We start from the raw sequence: 21719 nt of genomic DNA on the forward strand, positions 1-21719 counted from the left end.
ATCATGAATGAACAGATCAAGATCAGTTATGATCCTCCTGAAGCGGAGGAGTATGTCAGCCTGCGCCTGAAGGCCGGCTTAAGCGGCAAAGACATTGAAGCTTCCCGCAGAGGACTGCGGAATTCCTTATTTGCCGTTACGCTTAGAATTGATGGAGAATTAATCGGCATGGGCCGGGTCATCGGTGACGGCGGCTGTATGTTTCACGTTGTGGACATCGCTGTATCACCTGAGCATCAAGGCAAAGGACTCGGCAAAAAGGTAATGTCCGAGGTTAACGCCTATCTGGACCGAAATGTCCCCAAAGGGTCATACGTCAGCTTAATGGCCGATGTTCCAGCAGACCGGCTGTATCAGCAGTTCGGCTTTGTATACGGTGCTCCGGCATCCGTCGGCATGTACAAAAAATACAATTAATCCACCTTGGCTCCATAGGAGCGGGCCACATTGACGGCCTGCTCCAGATCAATCCGTACGCCTGTAAGATCGAAAGACCGGTAGTCGATCCGGTCCATTTTCGCTCCCCTCAGATCCGCCCCTTTGAGCACCGCCTTGAAGAGCTTTGCTCCCGTCAGATCGGCTTCCCGCAGGTCCGCCTTCTGCAGATTGCTTTCGCTGAGATCCGCCTCCATCAAACGGATCCCCTTCATCGTCTGCTTGGACAAATTCACCTGGCGAAGGTTCGTGTACGACCAGTCGCCTCCCTCGATCGCAATTCCGTCCAGAAGCGCCCCAGCGAAATCGCTACCCATCATCTTGCAGTCTTCGAATTTAGCCACGAACAGATTCGCCCCCGCAAACCGGCAGTTCGTAAAAGCCGAGCGCTTGTGCAGGGAGGCATTCAAAGTCGCGCCGCCAAAATCGCATTCGATGAACTGGCAGCCGCTGGTCCAGATCTCGTCCAGCGCCGTCCCCCGGAAAATGCAGCGAATAAAGGAACATCCCTTCAATTCCCCGTTTTTCAAATCCTGTTGGCTAAAATCCACTCTTTCGTATTGTCTATCTATGTATTGAAACATATATTTTTCACTCCTTACCTGTTTAAGAACTCCAATGTTCAACCTGATGCCATGATCGTAACAAACATACGTTCCTTCTACAATAACGTCATTTCATAATTTTTTTGCAAGACCCGAAAAACGTAACCCTAAAACCGAAATTTTCTACCTGTTTCTTCCGTACATCCCCCACTACAATAAAAAGAGTAGAATTGGAAGCACTTACAATGATAGACACAGGAGGTCGGATCACATGAGTGCCAAACTCGGCACAGAGCTTATACAATCGAATCCCGTTCCCTCAACGGGCCGGCGGAGACCGCTGCTGCGCAAGCTGCTCAGCCAGAAATACCTGCAGGTGATGGCGCTGCTTGGAGTCGCCTGGATGATTATTTTCAATTACATACCGATGTACGGCATTATTATCGCATTCAAACAGTATGTCATCACGCACTCCATTTCCGAAGCCCCATGGGTCGGACTGGACAATTTCAAAGCTTTTTTCGAGGATGAGGACCTGCCGCGGGTCATCTGGAATACCATCGGAATCAGCTTGATCAAACTGTCCATCGGCTTTCCGCTACCGATCCTGTTCGCTCTTTTCCTGAACGAGATAAGGTCCATTCGGCTGAAAAAAGCGGTGCAGACGATTTCATACCTGCCCCACTTCCTGTCTTGGGTCATTCTCGGCGGCATCCTGGCCACCTGGCTTGCGGACGTCGGGATCATTAACCATATCCTGATGGCGCTCCACATCATTAAGGAGCCGATCAGCTACCTGGCGGAGCCCAAGTATTTCTGGGGTATCGTCGTCACTTCGGATATTTGGAAGGAGCTCGGCTGGTCCGCCATCATCTATCTGGCCGCGATTGCCGGCGTATCGCCGGATCTGCATGAGGCGGCTACAATCGACGGCGCCGGACGCTTTCAAAGAATGTGGTACGTCACACTGCCGGGGATCAAAAGCACCATCACGATTCTCTTTATCCTGGCTGTCAGCGGCATCCTGAACTCGAACTTCGATCAAATCCTGGTGCTGCGCAACTCGCTCAATGAAAGCGCCAGCAATGTCATCGACGTGTATGTGTATCAGACAGGCCTCGTGAATAACCGTTTCTCCTATTCTACGGCCGTGGGTCTGATCAAATCGCTGATCGCACTTGCACTGCTGCTGATCGCCAATTCGGTATCCAAAAAAATCAATGATACATCCCTATTCTGACGAAAAGGTGGTTAAAGTCCCATGTTCAAACTGAATCGAAGAACCGCCGGGGATGTGACGTTTGACGCCTTCAACACACTGATTATGCTTGCCGTCTGCTTTGTCACGCTCTATCCGATCTGGTACGTGCTCGTGAATTCCTTCAACGAAGGGCAGGACGCCATGCGCGGAGGCATCTACTGGTGGCCGCGGGTATTCAGCCTCGAAAGCTATGAAGCTGTCTTCCGCAGCAGCGGCATCATGACGGCGATGGGCGTGACAGTGGCGAAGACGCTGCTCGGCACGGCGGTCCATGTCTTTTTTACCGCAATGGTGGCCTACGCCTTCTCCCGCAGGGAACTGGTCGGACAGAAGCTGTACATCCTGATCGGTACCGTCACCCTGTTTTTTAACAGCGGTCTCATTCCCTACTATTTGCTGATTCGCGACCTTCATCTGCTGGATAACTTTCTTGTGTATATTATTCCGGCGATGTTCAGCTTTTTTGATCTGATTATCTTCATGACCTTCTTCCGGGAGATCCCGGACGGCCTGGAAGAAGCGGCGAAAATCGACGGTGCCAATGATCTCTCCATTTTCGTGCGCGTCATTATTCCGGTTTCCATGCCTGTCATCGCCACCATTGCCCTTTTCCACGGGGTTTATCAATGGAATGATTATTTCACAGGTATGATCTACATCAACAACATGGATCTGCAGCCGATCCAAACCTATCTCTACCGGATTGTCGCCCAATCCAGCTCGAACCAGATGGCATCGGCCATGCCAGGCGGCATTTCCAAAAATGTCACCTCCCAATCCATCAAGCTGGCCACCATGGTGGTGACGACGGCGCCGATTGTGCTCGCCTACCCGTTCCTGCAGCGGTATTTCGTCAAGGGTCTCATGATCGGTTCCATCAAAGGTTAGGACAATTAGGAGTTTTTTTCCTAGACGGCAACACATGATTCACCAAAATATATCTAGAGGGGTAAACATCGATGAGAAAAAACGCATTTCGCAAGAGCAGCCTGCTGCTCCTGGCTTTCACCCTGATGCTGTCGCTAGCCGCATGCGGCGGCTCATCCGGAGATGAATCCAAATCGGCAGATCAGCCCGAGAACAAAACCGAGCCGGCCGCAGAAACAAAAACGGTATCCGCCGATGAGCCGGGCTGGAAAATCGACACTTCGCCAATCACGTTCGACTGGTACCTGAATTTCTCCTGGTTCGCCAACAAATGGGGCGTCGATCCCACTTCCCAATACGTCACGAAAAAGACCGGGGTCAAACTCAATTTTATCGTTCCTGCCGGCAACGAGAACGAAAAGCTGAACACGATGATCGCATCCGGAAGTCTCCCGGATTTCATTACGCTGGGCTGGTGGGAAGACGGCGTGAAATCCATGATCGAAGGCGATCTGGTGCTCCCGCTGAACAAGCTTGCGGATGAATACGATCCTTATTTTATGAAGGTGGCAGATCCGGCCAAACTGTCCTGGTACAAACAGGATGACGGCAACACCTACGTATATCCGAACTCTTCCTCTTCTCCGAAGGATTTCGAGAAGTATTCGAGAGAATATCTCTCCAATCAGACATTCCTCGTCCGCAAGGATATGTATGAAGCGTTGGGCAAGCCGGACATGCGCACACCGGAAGGCTTCCTGAACGCGCTCAAATTGGCGAAGGAGAAGTTCCCTCAAGTGGATGGTCAACCGCTAATTCCGTTCGGACTAACCGAATTTCATGATGCCGGTAACGGCAGTCTTGAAGGCTACCTGCAGAACTTCCTCGCTATTCCGTATGAGAAAGACGGTAAGCTGTACGACCGCCAGACCGATCCCGAATATATCCGCTGGCTGAAAACGTTCCGCCAAGCCAACGAACAAGGCTTGCTGGCCAAAGATGTCTTCATCGACAAACGTCCGCAGATGGAAGAGAAGATCGCGCAAGGCCGCTATTTTTCCATGATGTATCAGCGCAGCGACTTTGCAGCCCAAGAGAATGCGCTGTATGCCAAAGATCCGAATTCCGTTTATATCGCAGTTGACGGTCCTGCCAACTCGAAGCTGGATCCGCCGACGTTGTCCGGCCCAGGCATCTCCGGCTGGACGGTAACCCTGATCTCGAAGAAAGTGAAAGACAAAGCCAGAGCCATAAGGTTCCTTGAATACCTCATCAGCGAAGAAGGCCAAAAGGACCTGTTCCTTGGCGAAAAAGGCGTGAGTTATGACACGATTGACGGCAAAGACCAATTCAAGCCGGAGGTGCTTGACCTCTTGAACAAGGACCGTTCCGCGTTCGATAAGAAATACGGATCCTCTCTCACCTTCTGGATGATGCAGGACACGAACATGATCCTACAGTGGGTGCCGGCAAGCGTCGAACCGTTCAAGCAGATGGAGGACTGGACCAAAGGCAAAACGAAGAGCTTCTCGCAATATGACAACATCAGTCCGACCGGCAATTCCGAGGAAGGCGTCGCCGGCACCAAAATCGCCCAAACCTGGGGCAAAACGCTGCCGAAGCTCCTGCTCAGCAAATCGGATGAAGAATTCGACAAGCTCTGGGCCGAATTCCTCGAGAAGCGAGACAAAGCGGGCTTTGACAAGGTGGAAACCTTCAAGCAGGCCAAGTTTGAAGATAACGTGAAAAAGCTTCAGGAGTTTCTGAAATAAATAGTCGTAAAAATATCCAAAAAGCCCCATTTTTGCGTGGGCTTTTTGGATTTTCTTCTTTCATGCAATCCAATAAACAAACCGGATGTGATCTCTTTGTACAGACGCTTAAGCTCGACAATACGGCATCTCATACACAGGCTTGAGCATTATTCCCTGCAGCAGCGCCTGTTTTTCTCCTATATCATCATCATTTTGATCCCAAGTATCGTGTTTTCGCTGATTATTTTCAGGCAGCTGAATGAAAACGTCACGAAGAATGTCGTGCGCAAAAGCGAGAGCTCGATCGAAATCGAAAAAACAAACATCAGGAACAATATGGAGACGATGGAGCGGGCAGTACAGCTGGCCCTCTCAGACCGTGAGGTGATGTATTATCTTGATCGTTCGAGCGAACCCGACACATCCGAGCTGATCGAATTCAGCAACAGCACCGTGAATAACATTTTGCGGCTTCAATTCAACAATCCGGATATTGAGCATATCCGCATATTCTCCGATAATAAGTTCATCAGCGAGATATGGCCCGTTTTCCTGAGGGAAAACAGGGTGAAAAGCGAGCCTTGGTACGAGAATCTGAACCGAATGAACGGAGCTGGCCTATGGCAGATATCGGAACGGGATAAGGAGCCGATTCACAATCAAATTCAGGATGAGAAGGAATTCCGCCAGAAAATGTCGCTCCTGCGTGAAATCGAGTATCCGAAAGGACGGCATGTCGGCCTGATCCAAATCGATATGCTGCTGACCAGCTTTTTTCCGAGCATCTACAAACCGCACGACAACGGACAATCGCAAATGCTTATTATGAATGGAAACGGACGCCTGTATTATCCCGATGCAGCTCCCTTGCTCACTTCCGATCAGTTGGGTGATGCGAGGCTGCGGGATAAGCTTCATCGTACGGACGAAAATTCATTCCTTCATTTTAACTTGAGCTTGTCCGGCAAGCCTTATCTTGTCGTATATGCCTACTTAGACAGCATCCAGTCGTACGTGATGCAAATAACGTCCATGCAGGCCGTACTGGCTGAGCTGAATAAAACGCGGAATACCATTCTGCTGGTGAATGTGGTGCTGATCGCCATTTTGTCCGTCTCCACCTACTTTCTCAATTCACTGATTTTGAAAAAGCTGCGGCAGCTGACGCTTTCCATGAAGAAAATCCGCCTCGGCGATTTCAACATCCAGCTCCCCATGGGGGGTGGCAGCGAGGTCAGTGAGCTTACCCATCATTTTCGCAAGATGATCAACAAAATCAACGAGTTGATCGCCGATGCGGTCAACAAGCAGGCTGCTTCAAAGGAAGCCGAGCTGAAAACGCTTAAGAACCAGATCGATTCCCATTTCCTCTACAATACGCTGGAAAATATCAAAATGCTGGCCGAAGTGGAAAACCAGCAGCCGATCTCCGATGCCTTGACTTCACTCGGAAGCATGATGCGATACAACCTGAGGTGGAGCAGCGAGTATGTTCGTTTGCGCGAGGAACTGAATCATATACGTCATTACATTGCCTTGATGAATCTACGTTTCGACCAAAGGATTCATTTTCATACGCAACTGCAGGAACCGGAGCATGAGCTCGAGGTTCTGAAAATGTCCCTGCAGCCGATTATCGAAAATGCCGTCAAGCATGGCATGCGCAGCAGCGATACAGGCGATTCCGATTTGCACATCTCGCTGAAAACCTTCACCGAAATCCGGACGCAAATTATTATAATCGAAGATGACGGGGCGGGCATGTCTGCCGAAAAGACCCGGCTGTTGAATCACAAAATCCGCTCGTCGGAAACGGAAGAGACTACATCGGCTAATGTTACGGTCTCCTCCCCTGTTTCCCCGCGCAGCGGTCAGAGCGGCAGCGGCATCGGACTGCGCAATGTTCACCAGCGCCTGCAGCTGTTTTACGGCCATGAATACGGCCTATCAGTCGAAAGTGAAGAAGGAAAATACACCCGGGTGATGATGAAAGTCCCTTACTTCAACCTGAATGGAGGCGAATCCTGAGATGTATGGACTTTTAATCGTTGATGATGAACGAAATATTCGCATCGGCCTGAAGGCCATGATCGAGAGAGAATATCCTTCTATGTATAGCATTCGGCTGGCTGCCGGAGGGCAGGAAGCTCTTGAGCTGTACCGTGAGGAGAAAGCGGACATGATCATAACCGATATACGCATGCCTGTCATGGACGGCCTGGAGCTGATCCGTGAACTGAACCGGGATCCCCTTCCTCCGGCCGTCATTATTCTGAGCGGCTATGATGATTTTCAATATGCCAAAGAAGCGATCACATATAAGGTCAGGGAATACTTGCTGAAGCCCATCGTGCGCGAGGAATTGTACCAGGCTCTGGACCTGATTCGGGATGATCTGGAGCAGGTGCAGGAGGTAAGCCGTGAACTGGAAAAGTTGAGCGAATACCGGGAAGAACACGCTGCCGACCAGCTGAATTATATTTTTCTTCACCCGGATATTCCGGAGCCAGAAATCAAGCATCGCTGTGTAAAGGCTGAGATCCAGCTTTTGAACACTCCTTACGTTACCGGTGTAATCCTGGGTGGTCATCTGCAAATATCCGCTTTGAAAAAGCATTGGATGGAGGTGCTGACGAGCAGCGATTTCCAGATATTTGAAGATACGGACCATCGTCTGGTGGTTATCGCTTCTGGGGAGTCACATGCTGCTTTTACCGAATATGTACGTGACAAATACCTTCGGGTCTGCGTAGGCGTAAGTGATGAAACCGTGGGACCGGAAAGGGTTAAACAAAGCTACATGCAGGCAAGGCAGGCACTGAAATACAGAATATTGAATACGAAACCGGATACAGCCGTGTATTATTACTCGGACATCTGCAGGCTTCCCCTCTCGCGGGAGTTACCTGAGGAAGAAATGCGCAGGCTCGCCAATTTGCTGGGAACCGGCAGAAAACAGGAAATACAGGATCTCTGGCATGGGATTTTTAATGTGCAGGAGATTAGACGCTACGACATCTCGTATCTGGAACATCTCAGCCGGCTGGTGAATGAGCTGGTGTTCGACCAGGTGTTTACTAGCTACGGGGAGGCCTCGGTGGAAATCCTGAAGAGTTATAAAAAAATCGGATACCTGTACCACAGTGAGACGATCAGCGGCTACATCCATGATGCGGAGGACCTGCTGCTGCGGCTGGATGAATATATCAAGGATATTAAGGACGCGCATATCGGGCATGCGGAAATGAAAGCCGCCGTGGATTATATCGGGCAGCACTATGATAAGCAGCTTAACATGGCCACCGTATCCAATTATGTTTCGCTGAACTATTCCTACTTCAGCGAAAGCTTCAAGCATTATACAGGCATGAGCTTTGTCCCTTATCTGAAAAAGGTGCGGATTGAAAAAGCAAAAATCCTGCTGGAGGAAACCAACCGGAAAGTATATGAAATCGCGGAGCAGGTCGGATTCGAAAACGTGAAGCAGTTCAACCGGGTATTCCGCGAACTGGAAGGCATCTCCCCGATGGAATACCGTGAGAGGTCATGGGTTCATTCGAAATAACGCACGGTAGGAATTCCCCCGTAACAAGAACAAGAGGGTGTCCCCTGATAACAGAAAGAGGGGGCATCCCTCAAGATCTCAGATCTTTTGGGACACCCCCTTTACTTGACGCGTTACTCCAGATGGGCCGCCACCAGCAGCCTCTGCAAAGCGAGCTCCCGTGTGGATGGATAAACTATATCCGCTCCCGAAGGCCCGAGAATGTTCTCTTCTCCGATACCCACCGCATACATGCCGGCCGCTTTGATCGCCTCGATACCCGCCTGTGAATCCTCGATGCCGATGCAGCACATCGGGTCCGCCCCAACCTGCTCTGCCGCCTTCAGGAAAATGTCCGGTTCGGGCTTACCGGGTATTCCGCCTGGATCTACTATGCCGTGAAAATAGGATTTCAGCTGCAAAGCTTCCAGAATAAGTGGTGCATTTTTGCTGGCTGAAGCGATGACGGTCGGAATGTTGTTTTCACGAAGCTCCTGAAGAAGCTCATTAATCCCCGGATAGGTGTCTTCTGGCGTAAGGTTGGCCAGCAGCGCAACATATTCCTCATTTTTCTCCTGGGCAAGGCGTTCCTTCTCAGCCTGAGAGTATTTCTGCTCCTGATGACCGTGAATCAGGATGCGCTCCAGCGACTGCATTCGCTCAATGCCTTTGAGTGACTCGTTAAATTCGCTGTCGATCTCGATTCCGATTCGCTCCGCCATCTGCTTCCAAGCGATAAAGTGATATTTTGCGGTGTCCGTGATCACCCCGTCCAGATCGAATAATACGGCCTGCAGTTTCATCGTTATGCCTCCCTTAAGTTGCCATAAATCGTCTTACCCTATATCGCTTACATTGTAATTGAAATATTGGATTCCTCGGATATATAAGTCTGTCCTCTCCATTCCAGAACAATCTTGAAGGCCGATGGGTTATTGATTTCCGCCTGCAGAGTCCCCTGCTCGGATCTCAGCATGACATCAAGAACTGCATCCCCGATCCTCAGCTGTTTGAGCGCAATTTTCTTGCCCTCCCATGCTGCCGGTATGAGCGGCTCAACATGTACCGTCCGCAGATGGGCCATCGGCTTGATCCCTACGAAATGACGAATAAGAGGAACCGCCATCGCATAGACCGTCCAGGCCTGTACATCACAGCCATAGTCAGGCGACATTTCGTTCATGGATCCCGGCAAAGCCATCGAGAAGGTACTCATCATCCGCTGCAGCAAATCCAGCGCCGCATCCGCATTGCCGTAAGCAGCTTCTGCAGACGCGTGGACTCCTGTCGAGATGGTCATCATTTCACTTTGGTACAGTCCAGAAAGGTACGTGCCGTAATCGCCGATAAACTCGCTGGAACGCATGCGTTCCAACGCGCGTCTGCCTTTTTCCTGATCGGCAATCTTGGTTTCCATCGGCGTGACAATGACCCAGTTTTTATTGAGCAGCCAGCCGCGGTCGGCATTCTCATCTTCATCTCCACTCAAAAGGCCTTCCAAATACTCACGGTATCCTTGGATGCCGTGTTTCTCGGCAATGCGGACCAGGTGATCCACCTTAGGGATAATGTCCTTCTTCGGAGCGACCGCATCAGCGAATAGGCTTTCGCTTTCACACCAATAGGTTTCGTTGATGGCCTTCTTCATCCGGTCGGCAAGCGCTTCGTATGCATCTCCGTTTCCGAAATCACCCAGAACTCTGCTCATCTGCGACAAGGCCCATGCAGCCTGTGCGGTGTATACGGCGGAATCAATCAACTCCATGTTGAGGCCTGAAATTTCGATGATGCCGTAGCCCGAAGGGAATAAATCTTTGTCGGGATCCATTTCCTGAAGCAGCCAATTGAGCCCTTTGACGCAAGTGTCAACATTCTCCTGTAAAAAGGCCATGTCACCCGTCCAGCAGAACATATCCCAAATCATCGTAATGAAATGAGCCGTCTCCTGGGTGTTTCCGGGATTCGCAATCGCCCCCATCGTCGTAATTTCATGCACGATCCGTCCGTTGCCATTGGATTCTAAGGACAATCTCCGCAAAATATCCACCGTATCCTTAGCAAGCTCGAAATCGCCGATGGCCATTAGCCCTTGAACCGAATAGGAATTGTCGCAGCCAAACCACCATGGATAATGCGGTGAGCCCGCTGTCAATCCCCGGCCGATAAAATCCACCCGCTGCACCAGCCACTGTGTATTCCATTTGACCCAGCTGAAAATATCATTCAGGCGCTCTTCGCCTTCAACCTCTAAATGCGACATGCCGTCGATCTGCTCGTATTTTCGCTTCTTTTCCTCAAGAAGCTGATCATGCTGCTGCAGACGGCTGTAAGTCGATTGGCAATCATCCTTTGAAGTATAAGAGCCGGCGATGTAAACATAAAAGGTATAGATTTCGCCAGGCGCAAGTGTTTTTTCGGCTTGAATGGACAGACCTGTGCCGTTACCCGCCGTCCATTCCGGCCCGATCAGTCCGGCTCCTGTACGCAGCTGCTGTCCCGTCACGCCGGGCATATCCGCCCCAAACATCGCATACCAGTCATTCCCGCTGTCTTTTGCAAGCCCCGTCCAATCGGAAATCTCCTCGAAGCGGTCCTCCTGACCGTCCACGATTCCAATTTCCTCAGAGAACCACACCGGCCGCAGATCGGTCCGGCACAGCAGCTCAAGCTCGAGCTCTGTAGGCAGGTCGGAATAATTATGCAGCTCATATCGCACGATCATCCCTTTTTCAAGCTCCGGGGCAAACTGGGTGCGCTTAATGGACACAGGAATATGTCCAAGTCCATGGTCATAACGGAATTCGCTTCCCCATGGATGGTTAATGAATTCGTCGGCTTTGGCCCAGACCGAGATGTTCCGCTTTAGATCCTTTATACGGAGCCAGAAGCCGTCCAAAAGCTTAATGGGATGAAGCCAAATGCCACCCATTTCGCCTGCAAGATGATGACCGAAGTCTGGAAAATATCCATCCTGCGTACCGGTCACCTTCATATATTCTCCTGCCGTCAAATAAATCGGAAACGGATGTCTGCTGCTTACGTTCTTCATCAAATTCTCCTCTTCTTTCCGTAGTCATACCCGGTCATTTGTCAGGTCAGCCCTTCATGGCTGACGACAATGAAATACCTTCGATAAAGTACTTCTGAAGGAAGAAGAATACGATAATAGCCGGCAGCATAATCAGCACCGTTGCAGCCATCAGCATATTCCATTCCACATTGTACATCCCCTTGAACATGGACAAGCCGAGTGCGAGCGTATATTTTGTCGTCGAGTTCAGGTAAATCAGCGGTCCTTGGAAATCATTCCATACGCCCATAAAGGTAAAGATGGATACCGCAATCAGCGGCGGCTTGCTGAGCGGGAGCATAATCCGTGTAAAAATGCTCCAGCGGGATGCCCCGTCCATAAATGCCGCTTCATCCAGGTCTTTAGGAATGCCGCGCATGAACTGGCGGATCAGAAAGATGTTAAAAGCTCCTCCCCCGAAAAATGACGGGATAATCAGAGGCAGGAAGGTATCAATCCAGCCGGCTTCCTTAAATATGATAAACATCGGGATCATCGTCACCTGACCCGGCAGCATCATCGTTGCCAGCAGCACTAGGAACAAAAACCGCTTCCCCTTGAAGCTGAAACGGGCAAAGCCGTATGCACATAATGCTGAAGAGAATACCGTACCGATCATGACCGGTATGAGAATGATCAGTGTATTTTTCAGGAATAAAAAGAACGGGATGGCCGTTACAGCATTTTTATAGTTATCCCAGTGCCATTCCTTCGGAAAAAACGAATCCTGGAATACCTCTGCCGGGGATTTCAGCGACGTGGACACCGTCCACAGCAGAGGAACAAGGACGATCGCGGCCCCTACAATCAATAAAAGAAAGGTGAGCAGCCGTCCCAGACTCCATTTATGATGGTTCATAATCATAGTTTTTTTCCCTCCTTAATCCCGTTCATCATCGCCATTGTAGTAAACCCACATGGAAGAGCTGCGGATGACAATGAGGGTGAAGATCAGGATGATGGCAAACAGTATCCAGGATAACGCCGAAGCATAACCCATTTCGAAGCTGACGAACGCCTTGTTGTACAGATACAGATTATAAAAGAGTGTTGAGTTCAGCGGCCCCCCGTTCGTCATGACAAAGGCCTGCGTAAAGTATTGAAACCCGCCGATAATCCCCATAATCAGGTTAAAAAAGATCGTCGGCGAAATCATTGGCACCGTTACGCTCATAAACCGGCGGAACGAACCCGCGCCGTCCAGCTGAGCAGCCTCGTATAGCTCTTCCGGAACGCCCTGCAGACCGGAGAGGTAAATGATAATGGTATTGCCCACGCCCCACATGCCCATGACAATCAGCGCTCCAAGCGCATAGCTCGGATCCTGCAGCCAAGCCGGGCCTTCGATGCCAAACCATGCGAGAGCACGGTTCAAGATCCCGTATTCCGGATTGAAAATCATAATCCACATCATAGAAACGGCAACGGCCGGAATAACGGAAGGCATAAAATAAATCAGTCGGAACAGCTTCATGCCCCGAGTGCGCATGTTAAGCAGCAGCGCGATCAAAATCGATACAATCTGGTACAGCGGTACTGATACGAGTGCGAATATAAATGTGACTTTCAGAGACTGATAAAACAGTTCATCATGGAAAATTGCTTTGAAATTATCCAGCCCTACAAACTCAATCGAACCGATTCCGGTAATAATGTCCCACTTGCTGAAGGACAGCACAAAGGAAAACAGCATCGGCCCCAAAGTAAATATCAATAATCCCAAAAACCAAGGAAGAATGAATAAGTAGCCAGCTCTCTCTGATCGTGAATTTCGCATGGAGACCTCCTTGACTGTATAGATGCAGGCCGGCCCGGAACCGGGCCGCCTCATCCGGAGTGGCTTAAAGGGTGACGCGGCTTTACATCCGCCTCACCCTTAACGCCCTATTTCTGGATCTTGCTGTCTACGGTTTTAGCTGCTTCGTCCAGCGCTTCCTTAACAGTGGATTTATCAAGCAATACCTTCTCAATCGCCTTGTTAAATTCCTCCGTGAAGATTGGAGCATTGGCAGAACGCATGGAGATCGGCTTTTTCGCGTAATCCATCATTTCGATCACCGGCTTGTCAACGACTTCCGTTGATTTCACTTGATCCAGCTCGGCCACCGTTGCCGGCAGCACTTGGCCTTTTTCAGAGCGTGCTTTTTGTGCTTCAGTACCGGATAGCCATTTCATTAGCTCGAAAGCTTCTTTTTTATGCTGGCTATTAGCATTCATTGCCCAGCCGGCTGCTGCGATAATGCTGGCGCGGTCGCCGCCCTCACCGGTAGGGATCAGAGCCGATCCGTATTGTACATCCGATTTGTCCAGATCGCTTTTTACCCAGCGTCCTGTAATCATCATAGCCAGCTTATCCGTCATGAACATGGAGGAGTCTCCGCCAAGCGTTTCGGTATCCTGCGGAGTTGGAGATACGCGGTCATCACCCTTTGTCAGAGCTACATATTTCTCCATCGCAGCTACTGTCTTGTCACTGTTCATGTAGCCTTCGGCTTTCGTTCCATCCTCATTGCCAATATCGGTGCCGTTCAGCCAGAGGTAGATATAAATCGGATATTCCCACTTGGTTGCATTGAAGCCAAACTCTGTAACTTTGCCTTTGTCGTCTTTCTTTGTCAGCTTTTTGGCTGCACTGATCATGTCGTCCCAAGTCCATTTCTCATCCGGATAAGGGATTTTCGCTTCGTCGAACATCCGCTTGTTATACCACAGGGCCAGCGGATTGAAATCTTTTGGCAGATAGTACAGCTTGTCATTGATTTTACCCATGTTCAGCAGGTCAGGCTGAAAGATATCCGTCTTGAATGAGCTGTCGGATTTGATGTAATCATCCAGCGGCTCAACAACGCCCTTGTCGACATATTTGAAATAATCGCCTTCACCGATCAGGAATACGTCAGGCGCCTGGCCTGCCGCAAGCGAAGTCGTCAGCTTCGTCGCGTACCCGTCGCCTGGTACCGGTTCGAAAGTAACCTTGATATTCGGATGTGACTCATTGAACTGGTCGGCCAGCTTTTTCTCTACGGAATCGGCTGAAAGCTCGCCCCAGGTCGTGAATTTCAATTCTACAACCTTATCTGAAGCAGCAGCACCGTTATCTTCCTTGCTGGAACCGGCATCTTTGGAACCGGATGAACATGCGCTCAGCACCATGCTGAACATCAACATTAACGCGAGACCTGCAGACCATTTTTTCATAAAAATTGACCTCCCTGAATGATCATTAAATGTGTATCATTTCAAATTGCAGCTGCCCGGTAAAGCTTACTTTTTTGCCTTCGATAACCAGATGGATTTCATCCTTGGAATCGGTTGTGATCTGAAGCTGATCCTTCGTGATGTTCAACTTCAGCAGCGAGCCCTTCCAGTACAGCGGAAAGGATAAACGCTGCCACTTTCCAGGAATTTTCGGATGAAGGTGAAGCTCGCCGTCCAGCATCCGTACTCCGGCAAATCCCATAACAACGCATTGCCAAATTCCGCCTAGAGAAGCGGAATGAATTCCTGCGTCAGACGAGTGTTCATGCGGTCCCAAATCGATTTCGGTTGCCCGGCGGAAAAGCTCGTAAGCCAATTTTTTATCATCAAAATCACTTGCCAGAATGCTGTGTGTCGAAAAGGATAATGAAGAATCATGCAGCGTTTTGGGCTCGTAATAATCGTAATTCGCCCGCTTCAGCTCAGGTGCAAACCGGTTCTCCAGCAGATAGAACAACATTAAGATGTCCGCCTGCTTGGATACCTGCATCTCATTGACCTGATCCAGACTGTAATCTTGGAACAGAGTGCCTACTTTAGTCTGCGATTTGTAAGGTGTCAGATCCAGAATTCGCTTCTCCAGATACGTGTCATCCTGCGCGATAATACCCCGTTCATCCGGCTTAGGAAGATAGATTCCTGCCGCTTTCTCCTGCCATTCCTGAGCGTAATGCTGAAGACTCAGCGCGGAATCAAGGTGGCTCAGCAGCTGCGGATTCCGGGTCTTCAGTTCATCATAATACTGGAGAGCAAGCTGGAGATTAAAATGCGCCATATAATTTGTAAACGCATTGTTGTCCACATGCTCCTTGTATTCGTCCGGACCGATGACCTCGTTGATCTCGTACCTGGAAGCTTCTTCATCCCACTCCAGACGGCTAGCCCAGAAAGTAGCGGTATCGAAGATCATCTCATATCCGTAATCATCCATGAACTTCTGATCTCCTGTTGCCTGATAGTAATGCCATACCGCATAAGCAATATCGGATGTGATATGCTGCTCGATGAAACCTGACCAGATCTTGGTCTGTTTGCCTGTTACGATGTCAACGGCTCCCCATACTGGAGTCACTTCCCCATCACTTGGCCAGGCGACCTCCCAAGGATACATCGCTCCTTCGTATCCGTTTTCTTTCGCCTTCCTTCTTGCACCCTCAAGCCCAAGATATCTGTATTCCAGCAGCGTTCTGGCAACCTCAGGCTCACTGTAAATAAAGAACGGGAGGATAAAGATCTCGGTATCCCAGAAGGAATGCCCCTTATAGCCTTCTCCGCTAAGGCCTTTGGCCCCGATGCCCATACGGCGGTCATGAACCGGCGTCATCACCATCATGTGATAGATTGCAAACCGGAGGGCCAGCAGATCAAAGCGGTTAGCGGATTCAATCTCAAAATGGTATCTGTCCCATAGCGACGCCCATGCCTGCTGATTCTGCTCGAACAGCCTGTCGTAACCCGTTGCCCCGGACTTTTTAAGCGTTTCCAGCGAACGTGTACGAAGACTTTCCAGATTTCCTGCATCATGTACATCCGAGTCCCGGCTGGTATGTACCTGGATCAGCTTCTGCATTTCCAGTGTCTGCCCTGCCTTCAGCTCCACGCTGTAAGCCATTTCCATCTTGCGGCGTTCAATCTCCATCTGCGGTGCCAGTTCGACAGCAGTTCCGTCGATCCAAAACTGATGCTGAGCGCTTAAGACAAAATCAACCTTAGTCTCGGTCGTTGTCTGAATCAGCTGAAGGTATTTCTTGTCAAAGATCCGCTTCTCGCCTTCGTGAAAATGCTGGCTGCCGGAATTACTCATCTGCGCATTAATGCCAGAAGCCAATCGGAGAGAGATACCCTCATCCAGCGGTGTGATTTGCAGCTTCATGCCAATCAGATGCCGATCATGCATGGATACAAAACGTCTGAACTCCAATCGGATCCTCTTCCCTTGATCACTCTCCCAAACGAAGGAACGAGTCAGCTCGGCATCACGCAGGTTGAGCGTACGAGCGTAGTCGGTCACACTCCCGGTCTCCAGAGTGAAGCGTTTCCCATCAATCAGCAGCTCCACCTGCGTCACGTCCGCCGCATTCGGCAGCTCCGTTACCTCGAAATCATCAAATCGGTTAAACGTCCCATTCACAAACAAATTCCGTGTTGCCCCAATATAGGCTTCCTCAGTTGCAGAACGAAGTCCCATATATCCATTGCCAAGGGACATCACCGATTCGCACTTGCCTTGAGCTAGCGGATTAAATTCCGTCTCCGTAAAGCTCCACTGATCCAATTCAGGTCTCTGTATAGCGTCATAACTTAGCATACGTTTCAACTCCTGTCTGTCTCTAAAAGCCTTGATTTCATTGAAACGAAATCGATTTCGAACTCCTCAAAAAAATATTACTTTACCTGAAAGCGCTTCCGACGTGATTATAGCATCGCTACAGATTCCCTGTCAACCAAATGAAATGAAATTTTTTGATGCTGCCCTGCTTCCCTCTTCTCCAGAATACCGATGACCTGCTCAAAGGCCATAAAAGCCATGTGCTGAAAATCCTGATGCACCGTGGTCAGCCTTGGCGTCGTATAGCTCGAAAGTACAATATCGTCGAAGCCGATAATGGATAACCTTTTAGGCACATGAATATTCAGCTCCCGGCACCGGCTCATAAACCCGATCGCCATCAAATCGCTGGCAAAAAATATGGCCGTCATCTCCGGATGAGCTTGCAGATAAGAGTCTGCCAATTCATAAGCATACTCTTCGGTATAATCGCCATTAACGACAATCGACGGGTCATAGTCAATGTCGTTCTGTTCCAGCGCCTGACGATATCCCTCCTGCCGTTCTTTACTGACAACCGCATAGTTGTGCCCGTTCACCATGCCGATCCGGCGGTGCCCATGGTTCACCAAATGCTGTACGGCGCATTTTGCAGCCTCCACGTTATCGGTCATAATCGAGCCGGTGTTGGTCCCTGTAATATCCGCGTCAATAACGACACAGGGAAAGTTGCTGTCCACAATTTCCAGAAAATACGGGTCGGTCGTTTTCAGACCGGTAATAACGGCTCCGGAAACCTTATGCTCCTTGCAGAACTGCCAATACGATTTGTCCTGCTGCTCCGACAAGCTGCGGGTATAGAGCAGCACCTCATAATTATAATGTGATGCCGCCTCAAAAATACCTGTCATCATTTTGAACAAAACGCCGTCTTTGCCGTTGGAATACTCAAAATTCGAGAAAATAAGGGCGATGGATTTGGTTACTTTCTGCTTCAGGTTTTTGGCAAGCATATTCGGAGAATAATTCAAGTCTTCAACTGCTTTCAAAACCTTTTTCCTTGTCTCTTCACTTACATCGGTATACCCGTTCAATGCCTTGGAAACTACCGTTGTTGAAACGTTCGCATGTTTTGCTACATCCTTAATCGTTGCCATCCTCTCACCTCCTCCTGCTGCTTAAATTTTAAAAACGTTCATATATTCACATATTAAATCATAGTGTCGATATCCTGTCAAAATCGAATACAACCCTCCGGTTTTTCTCTTTCTGACAAGCTTTGTAAGTAACCCTCTTCTATTTCGTACGAGACTGAATAAGCTATGGATAGGGTTATACGGGAAATTTTTATCGCATCGAACACATAATTAAGGAGGGTTAGCTTTGATGATCCCAAAAACAAAATGGGCTGCACTCGGTATTGCTGCTTTACTCGCTATAGCCCCACTTACAGGCTGCGGCAGCTCCAAAGATGAGGCCAAACAACCGGAGGCACCAAAGACAGAAACACCAAAAACAGAAGCACCAAAAACCCAAACGGATAACGGAACCAAGACCGAAAACACCGACAATGGAGCTAAGAAACTCACAGGTGATTTTGAAATCCAGTACTTTGTAGGCGGATACGGCGATAAATGGTGGAAGAAAGTCATCGCTGACTTCCAAGCTGCAAACCCTGATCTGAAAATTAAAGAAAACGCCGGACCTAAGATCAATGATCAAATGAAACCCCGCTGGGTTGGAGGCAATCCACCGGATTTCGTATACATCGACGGACCTAACCTGAATGACCGCCAAATGGTCGATGACGGACAACTCGAAGATCTGACCGACTGGATAAAGGATGCCAAAAACATCGACGGCGAGAAGATCTCAGATATTTTGGCACAGCCTCCACAGCAGTTTGACGGAAAAGTATATGACATCCCTCTCGTTCTAAACTCATGGGGTGTATTCTGGGATAAAGCCCTCTTTAAAGAAAAAGGATGGGATGAGCCAACCGACTGGCAGTCCTTCATGTCCGTGAGCGACAAGATCAAAGCCGCCGGAATAACACCTTTCATCCACACAGGTAAATATCCGTACTACATTAACGCTTCCATCCTCTATCCTGCCATCGTTTCTGCGAATAACAACGACATTTCGATCCTTCAAGACATGGCTGCTTCCAAGGTTGAAGCTTTCCAGAATCCTGCTGTTCTGACTGCCCTGAACAAAATCGTGGAGCTTCGCGATAAAGGGTTCATCGACAAAGCTTCCATCCAAATCAACCATACGGATTCCCAAATGCTCTTCCTGCAGCATAAGGATGCCTTTATTCCGAACGGTCTCTGGCTGCCTAACGAAATGGCTAAAGACATTCCAGGCGGGTTCACTTTCGGATTTATTCCTTCGGTTACGCAAGATGCCGGCGGTAAAGTCGTTGCGAACACATCCACAGCTAACGTAGCCATCGCGAAAAATGCAAAGAACAAAGAAGCTGCAAAAGCATTCCTGGAATTCATATTCTCCAAAGCTCAAGCTTCCCAATGGGCAGAGCTCAGCGGCGCTCCTTCCAATATCAAGGGCGATATCAGCGCTTCCAACGCGCCAGGCCATGTTAAGGACGCAGCTAAATTCCTGACCGATCCAAACACTGTCGTCGTTCCTGCCATTACCTTCAACGCCGACGTTGTAAAGGTTATGGAGGACGCTACAGACGCTCTGACCATCAGTAAAATCACTCCTGAACAATGGGTTGAACGTGTCGTAGAAGCAGCAAAAAAAGTATCTAAATAATATATCTGCAGAGAATTAAGGCGGAGGATGGCGAGGATATACTCTTCGGTCATCCTCCTTAAATTATTTTGGAAAGGCAGGATAACCGGATGAAATTGGGAACAACCAAGTGGCAGCGTAACCTGTTTATAGCAACCTTCATTCTACCCACGTTTCTGTTCTTCTGTCTGTTTACGATTTATCCTGTTGTACAGGCAATGTATTATTCCTTGTTCGACTGGTCAGGCTCGTCGGATCATAAAAAGTTTATCGGTCTGGACAACTTTAAAGAAATGATTCATGACCCGATTATCTGGAACTCCATGGGCAATGACTACTTTCTCGTCGTCGGCAAAATTATCGGCATTATGATTTTGGCAACCTTTTTTGCCATCGCCTTAACCCGTTTCCGATTCAAATTGTCCAGCTTTTTCCGCTCGATCTTCTTCATTCCGAATGTGATCTCTGTTGTCGTTATCGGCGTACTATGGAATTTCATTTATAATCCCCAAATCGGCTTTTTGAACTCTTTTCTATCTTTGTTCACCAAAGACAAGGTAGACATTACATGGCTCGGCTTTACTAGCCATACGATCTGGATGCTTCTGCCTCCGGCCATCTGGGCGGGTATCGGCTTCTACATGATTCTCATGATCGCAGCCATTCAAAGCATCCCGGAATCTTATTACGAGGCCTCCGGTCTTGAAGGCGCCGGACAATGGACGCAGTTCCGCTACATTACTCTGCCTCTCATCTGGGAGCAGATGAAGGTGTCCATCCTGAATATTATGATGACGACACTGAACGGTTCCTTTGTCATCGTCATGCTCATGACAAGCGGCGGTCCTGACAACTCGACCCAGGTAATGGGTTCCTACTTGTACCAAATGGCCTTTACCCAATACCACTTCGGTTACGGCGCAGCCATCGGCGTACTGATTTTGATCGTTTCACTTATTACAACCATCGTACTGCAGCGTTTAATGCACCAGGAAACGATTGAAATCAGCTGATTTAGAAAGCCCAGGAGGAACAAACTATGAAAACAGGCGGTTTAAATCCAATATATAAAATCATATTCTACGCTATTCTGATCATCTGGAGTCTGTCGGTGCTTTATCCGCTGCTGTGGACACTGCTCGACGCTCTCAAAAACAATGATCAGTTTTTCCGGAAAATGCCTTGGTCTCTGCCGGACTTTCCGCTGCTGTGGAGCAACTTCACGTATGTTTGGAGCGAATTCAGCTTCGATAAATACTTTATGAACTCCGTTGTGGTCACGATTGGATCGACTTTGCTGGGACTGTTTCTGGCAGCAACCACTGCCTACATACTGGCAAGATACCCGTTCAAAGGCAGCAATGTGCTGTATCTGATCTACATCGCATCCATGATGATTCCTTTCAGCCTTGCGCTAATTCCACTGTTTTTCCTGCTCAACTCCATGCACCTGACCAACTCTTCCTTTGGTCTGATTCTTGTGTATGCCTCCACTTTGATTGCCTTCGGCATCTTCGTTCTGGTCGGTTTTTTCAAAAGCCTGCCTACAGAATTGGAGGAAGCCGCCGCCATCGATGGTGCATCCTATTTCGGCATTTTCTTCAGAGTGATGCTCCCTCTGTCTCAGCCTGGTCTGATCACGGTAGGAATCGTCAACGTGCTGAACATTTGGAACGAATACATTATCGGTACTATTCTGGTCAACGATCCGGTGCACTACACCCTGCCTGTCGGGATCGCCATGATGCAGGCGCAAATGCAATACCGTACAGAATGGGGTCCTCTTTTCGCAGGGCTGCTCATTACCATTGTTCCGGTTCTCATTATCTACATGTTCTTCCAGCGCCAAATTGCCAGCGGTATAACAGCGGGCGCCATCAAATAAAGCTTTCTTATCAATACAACATGTACATATGCTGGGGTCTCGCATTGGCTCTCGCATCCAGGCTCATCAGTAAA

Annotated in this window: 17 protein-coding genes; 9 read left to right on the plus strand and 8 right to left on the minus strand. The window is 49.2% G+C overall.

The annotated features are described in order from the left end of the window. Positions 1-3: 3 nt before the first annotated feature. Positions 4-417, plus strand: coding sequence for a GNAT family N-acetyltransferase (locus MUG84_RS07535; RefSeq protein ID WP_244722768.1), 414 nt, complete (start codon positions 4-6; stop codon positions 415-417). On the opposite strand, the gene MUG84_RS07540 is transcribed toward MUG84_RS07535, so the two are convergent. Next, positions 414-1019: a pentapeptide repeat-containing protein gene (locus MUG84_RS07540; protein ID WP_244722780.1), complete on the minus strand. Its 606-nt coding sequence runs from the start codon at positions 1017-1019 to the stop codon at positions 414-416. The genes MUG84_RS07535 and MUG84_RS07540 overlap by 4 nt on opposite strands. Positions 1020-1251: 232 nt before the next feature. Between MUG84_RS07540 and MUG84_RS07545 the strand changes: the two genes are divergently transcribed. The 5 genes from MUG84_RS07545 to MUG84_RS07565 all read left to right on the plus strand — a co-directional run bounded on the left by MUG84_RS07545 (position 1252) and on the right by MUG84_RS07565 (position 8427). Next, on the plus strand, positions 1252-2220 hold the full coding sequence (locus tag MUG84_RS07545) for an ABC transporter permease (RefSeq protein WP_244722782.1): 969 nt from the start codon (positions 1252-1254) through the stop codon (positions 2218-2220). Positions 2221-2241: 21 nt separating this feature from the next. Beyond that, entirely contained in the window at positions 2242-3129 is an 888-nt protein-coding gene (locus MUG84_RS07550) for a carbohydrate ABC transporter permease (RefSeq protein WP_244722784.1), read from the plus strand. Between the two features lie 71 nt (positions 3130-3200). Further along, a complete protein-coding gene (locus MUG84_RS07555) occupies positions 3201-4880 on the plus strand; it encodes a type 2 periplasmic-binding domain-containing protein (RefSeq protein ID WP_244722787.1) in 1680 nt (559 codons plus the stop codon). A gap of 96 nt (positions 4881-4976) precedes the next feature. Then, complete coding sequence (locus tag MUG84_RS07560) at positions 4977-6890, plus strand: sensor histidine kinase (protein ID WP_244722790.1); 1914 nt, start codon at positions 4977-4979, stop codon at positions 6888-6890. Between the two features lies 1 nt (position 6891). Next, complete coding sequence (locus tag MUG84_RS07565; RefSeq protein WP_244722793.1) at positions 6892-8427, plus strand: response regulator; 1536 nt, start codon at positions 6892-6894, stop codon at positions 8425-8427. A gap of 113 nt (positions 8428-8540) precedes the next feature. Here MUG84_RS07565 and pgmB read toward each other — a convergent pair whose 3' ends face one another. From pgmB to MUG84_RS07600, 7 genes are all read right to left on the minus strand, one after another. After that, complete coding sequence (pgmB, locus tag MUG84_RS07570) at positions 8541-9209, minus strand: beta-phosphoglucomutase (RefSeq protein WP_244722798.1); 669 nt, start codon at positions 9207-9209, stop codon at positions 8541-8543. Positions 9210-9256: 47 nt separating this feature from the next. Beyond that, positions 9257-11455, minus strand: coding sequence for a glucosidase family protein (locus MUG84_RS07575; protein WP_244722801.1), 2199 nt, complete (start codon positions 11453-11455; stop codon positions 9257-9259). A gap of 46 nt (positions 11456-11501) precedes the next feature. Next, positions 11502-12341, minus strand: a complete 840-nt coding sequence (locus MUG84_RS07580) for a carbohydrate ABC transporter permease (protein WP_244722805.1) — start codon at positions 12339-12341, stop codon at positions 11502-11504. Positions 12342-12356: 15 nt separating this feature from the next. After that, on the minus strand, positions 12357-13253 hold the full coding sequence (locus MUG84_RS07585) for a carbohydrate ABC transporter permease (RefSeq protein WP_244722808.1): 897 nt from the start codon (positions 13251-13253) through the stop codon (positions 12357-12359). Positions 13254-13360: 107 nt separating this feature from the next. Then, entirely contained in the window at positions 13361-14674 is a 1314-nt protein-coding gene (locus tag MUG84_RS07590) for an ABC transporter substrate-binding protein (protein WP_244722812.1), read from the minus strand. A 25-nt stretch (positions 14675-14699) separates the two neighbouring features. Beyond that, the gene (locus tag MUG84_RS07595) at positions 14700-17042 is read right to left on the minus strand and encodes a glycoside hydrolase family 65 protein (protein ID WP_244722816.1); all 2343 of its coding nucleotides are present in this window, start codon (positions 17040-17042) and stop codon (positions 14700-14702) included. A 107-nt stretch (positions 17043-17149) separates the two neighbouring features. Next, positions 17150-18160 carry a LacI family DNA-binding transcriptional regulator gene (locus MUG84_RS07600; RefSeq protein ID WP_244722818.1) on the minus strand — a complete coding sequence of 337 codons (1011 nt, stop codon included), beginning with the start codon at positions 18158-18160 and terminating at the stop codon, positions 17150-17152. Positions 18161-18389: 229 nt separating this feature from the next. Here MUG84_RS07600 and MUG84_RS07605 point away from each other — a divergent pair, with 229 nt between their 5' ends. The 3 genes from MUG84_RS07605 to MUG84_RS07615 all read left to right on the plus strand — a co-directional run bounded on the left by MUG84_RS07605 (position 18390) and on the right by MUG84_RS07615 (position 21645). Continuing rightward, positions 18390-19781 carry an ABC transporter substrate-binding protein gene (locus tag MUG84_RS07605; protein WP_244722821.1) on the plus strand — a complete coding sequence of 464 codons (1392 nt, stop codon included), beginning with the start codon at positions 18390-18392 and terminating at the stop codon, positions 19779-19781. 89 nt (positions 19782-19870) lie between these two features. Next, positions 19871-20773 carry a carbohydrate ABC transporter permease gene (locus tag MUG84_RS07610; RefSeq protein WP_244722837.1) on the plus strand — a complete coding sequence of 301 codons (903 nt, stop codon included), beginning with the start codon at positions 19871-19873 and terminating at the stop codon, positions 20771-20773. A gap of 26 nt (positions 20774-20799) precedes the next feature. Further along, entirely contained in the window at positions 20800-21645 is an 846-nt protein-coding gene (locus MUG84_RS07615; RefSeq protein WP_244722841.1) for a carbohydrate ABC transporter permease, read from the plus strand. The last annotated feature ends 74 nt before the right edge of the window (positions 21646-21719 follow it).

This window comes from Paenibacillus mangrovi, assembly GCF_022898935.1.
Classification (GTDB): Bacteria; Bacillota; Bacilli; order Paenibacillales; family Paenibacillaceae; genus Paenibacillus_AQ; species Paenibacillus_AQ mangrovi.

Bases quoted from the DNA above. Each gene is read 5' to 3' on its own strand.
- MUG84_RS07615 (WP_244722841.1), top strand. From the start codon at position 20,800: ATGAAAACAGGCGGTTTAAATCCAATATATAAAATCATATTCTACGCT.
- MUG84_RS07545 (WP_244722782.1), top strand. From the start codon at position 1,252: ATGAGTGCCAAACTCGGCACAGAGCTTATACAATCGAATCCCGTTCCC.
- MUG84_RS07600 (WP_244722818.1), bottom strand. From the start codon at position 18,160: ATGGCAACGATTAAGGATGTAGCAAAACATGCGAACGTTTCAACAACG.
- MUG84_RS07580 (WP_244722805.1), bottom strand. From the start codon at position 12,341: ATGATTATGAACCATCATAAATGGAGTCTGGGACGGCTGCTCACCTTT.
- MUG84_RS07550 (WP_244722784.1), top strand. From the start codon at position 2,242: ATGTTCAAACTGAATCGAAGAACCGCCGGGGATGTGACGTTTGACGCC.
- MUG84_RS07565 (WP_244722793.1), top strand. From the start codon at position 6,892: ATGTATGGACTTTTAATCGTTGATGATGAACGAAATATTCGCATCGGC.
- MUG84_RS07540 (WP_244722780.1), bottom strand. From the start codon at position 1,019: ATGTTTCAATACATAGATAGACAATACGAAAGAGTGGATTTTAGCCAA.
- MUG84_RS07535 (WP_244722768.1), top strand. From the start codon at position 4: ATGAATGAACAGATCAAGATCAGTTATGATCCTCCTGAAGCGGAGGAG.
- MUG84_RS07590 (WP_244722812.1), bottom strand. From the start codon at position 14,674: ATGAAAAAATGGTCTGCAGGTCTCGCGTTAATGTTGATGTTCAGCATG.
- MUG84_RS07595 (WP_244722816.1), bottom strand. From the start codon at position 17,042: ATGCTAAGTTATGACGCTATACAGAGACCTGAATTGGATCAGTGGAGC.
- pgmB (WP_244722798.1), bottom strand. From the start codon at position 9,209: ATGAAACTGCAGGCCGTATTATTCGATCTGGACGGGGTGATCACGGAC.
- MUG84_RS07605 (WP_244722821.1), top strand. From the start codon at position 18,390: ATGATCCCAAAAACAAAATGGGCTGCACTCGGTATTGCTGCTTTACTC.
- MUG84_RS07575 (WP_244722801.1), bottom strand. From the start codon at position 11,455: ATGAAGAACGTAAGCAGCAGACATCCGTTTCCGATTTATTTGACGGCA.
- MUG84_RS07555 (WP_244722787.1), top strand. From the start codon at position 3,201: ATGAGAAAAAACGCATTTCGCAAGAGCAGCCTGCTGCTCCTGGCTTTC.
- MUG84_RS07585 (WP_244722808.1), bottom strand. From the start codon at position 13,253: ATGCGAAATTCACGATCAGAGAGAGCTGGCTACTTATTCATTCTTCCT.
- MUG84_RS07610 (WP_244722837.1), top strand. From the start codon at position 19,871: ATGAAATTGGGAACAACCAAGTGGCAGCGTAACCTGTTTATAGCAACC.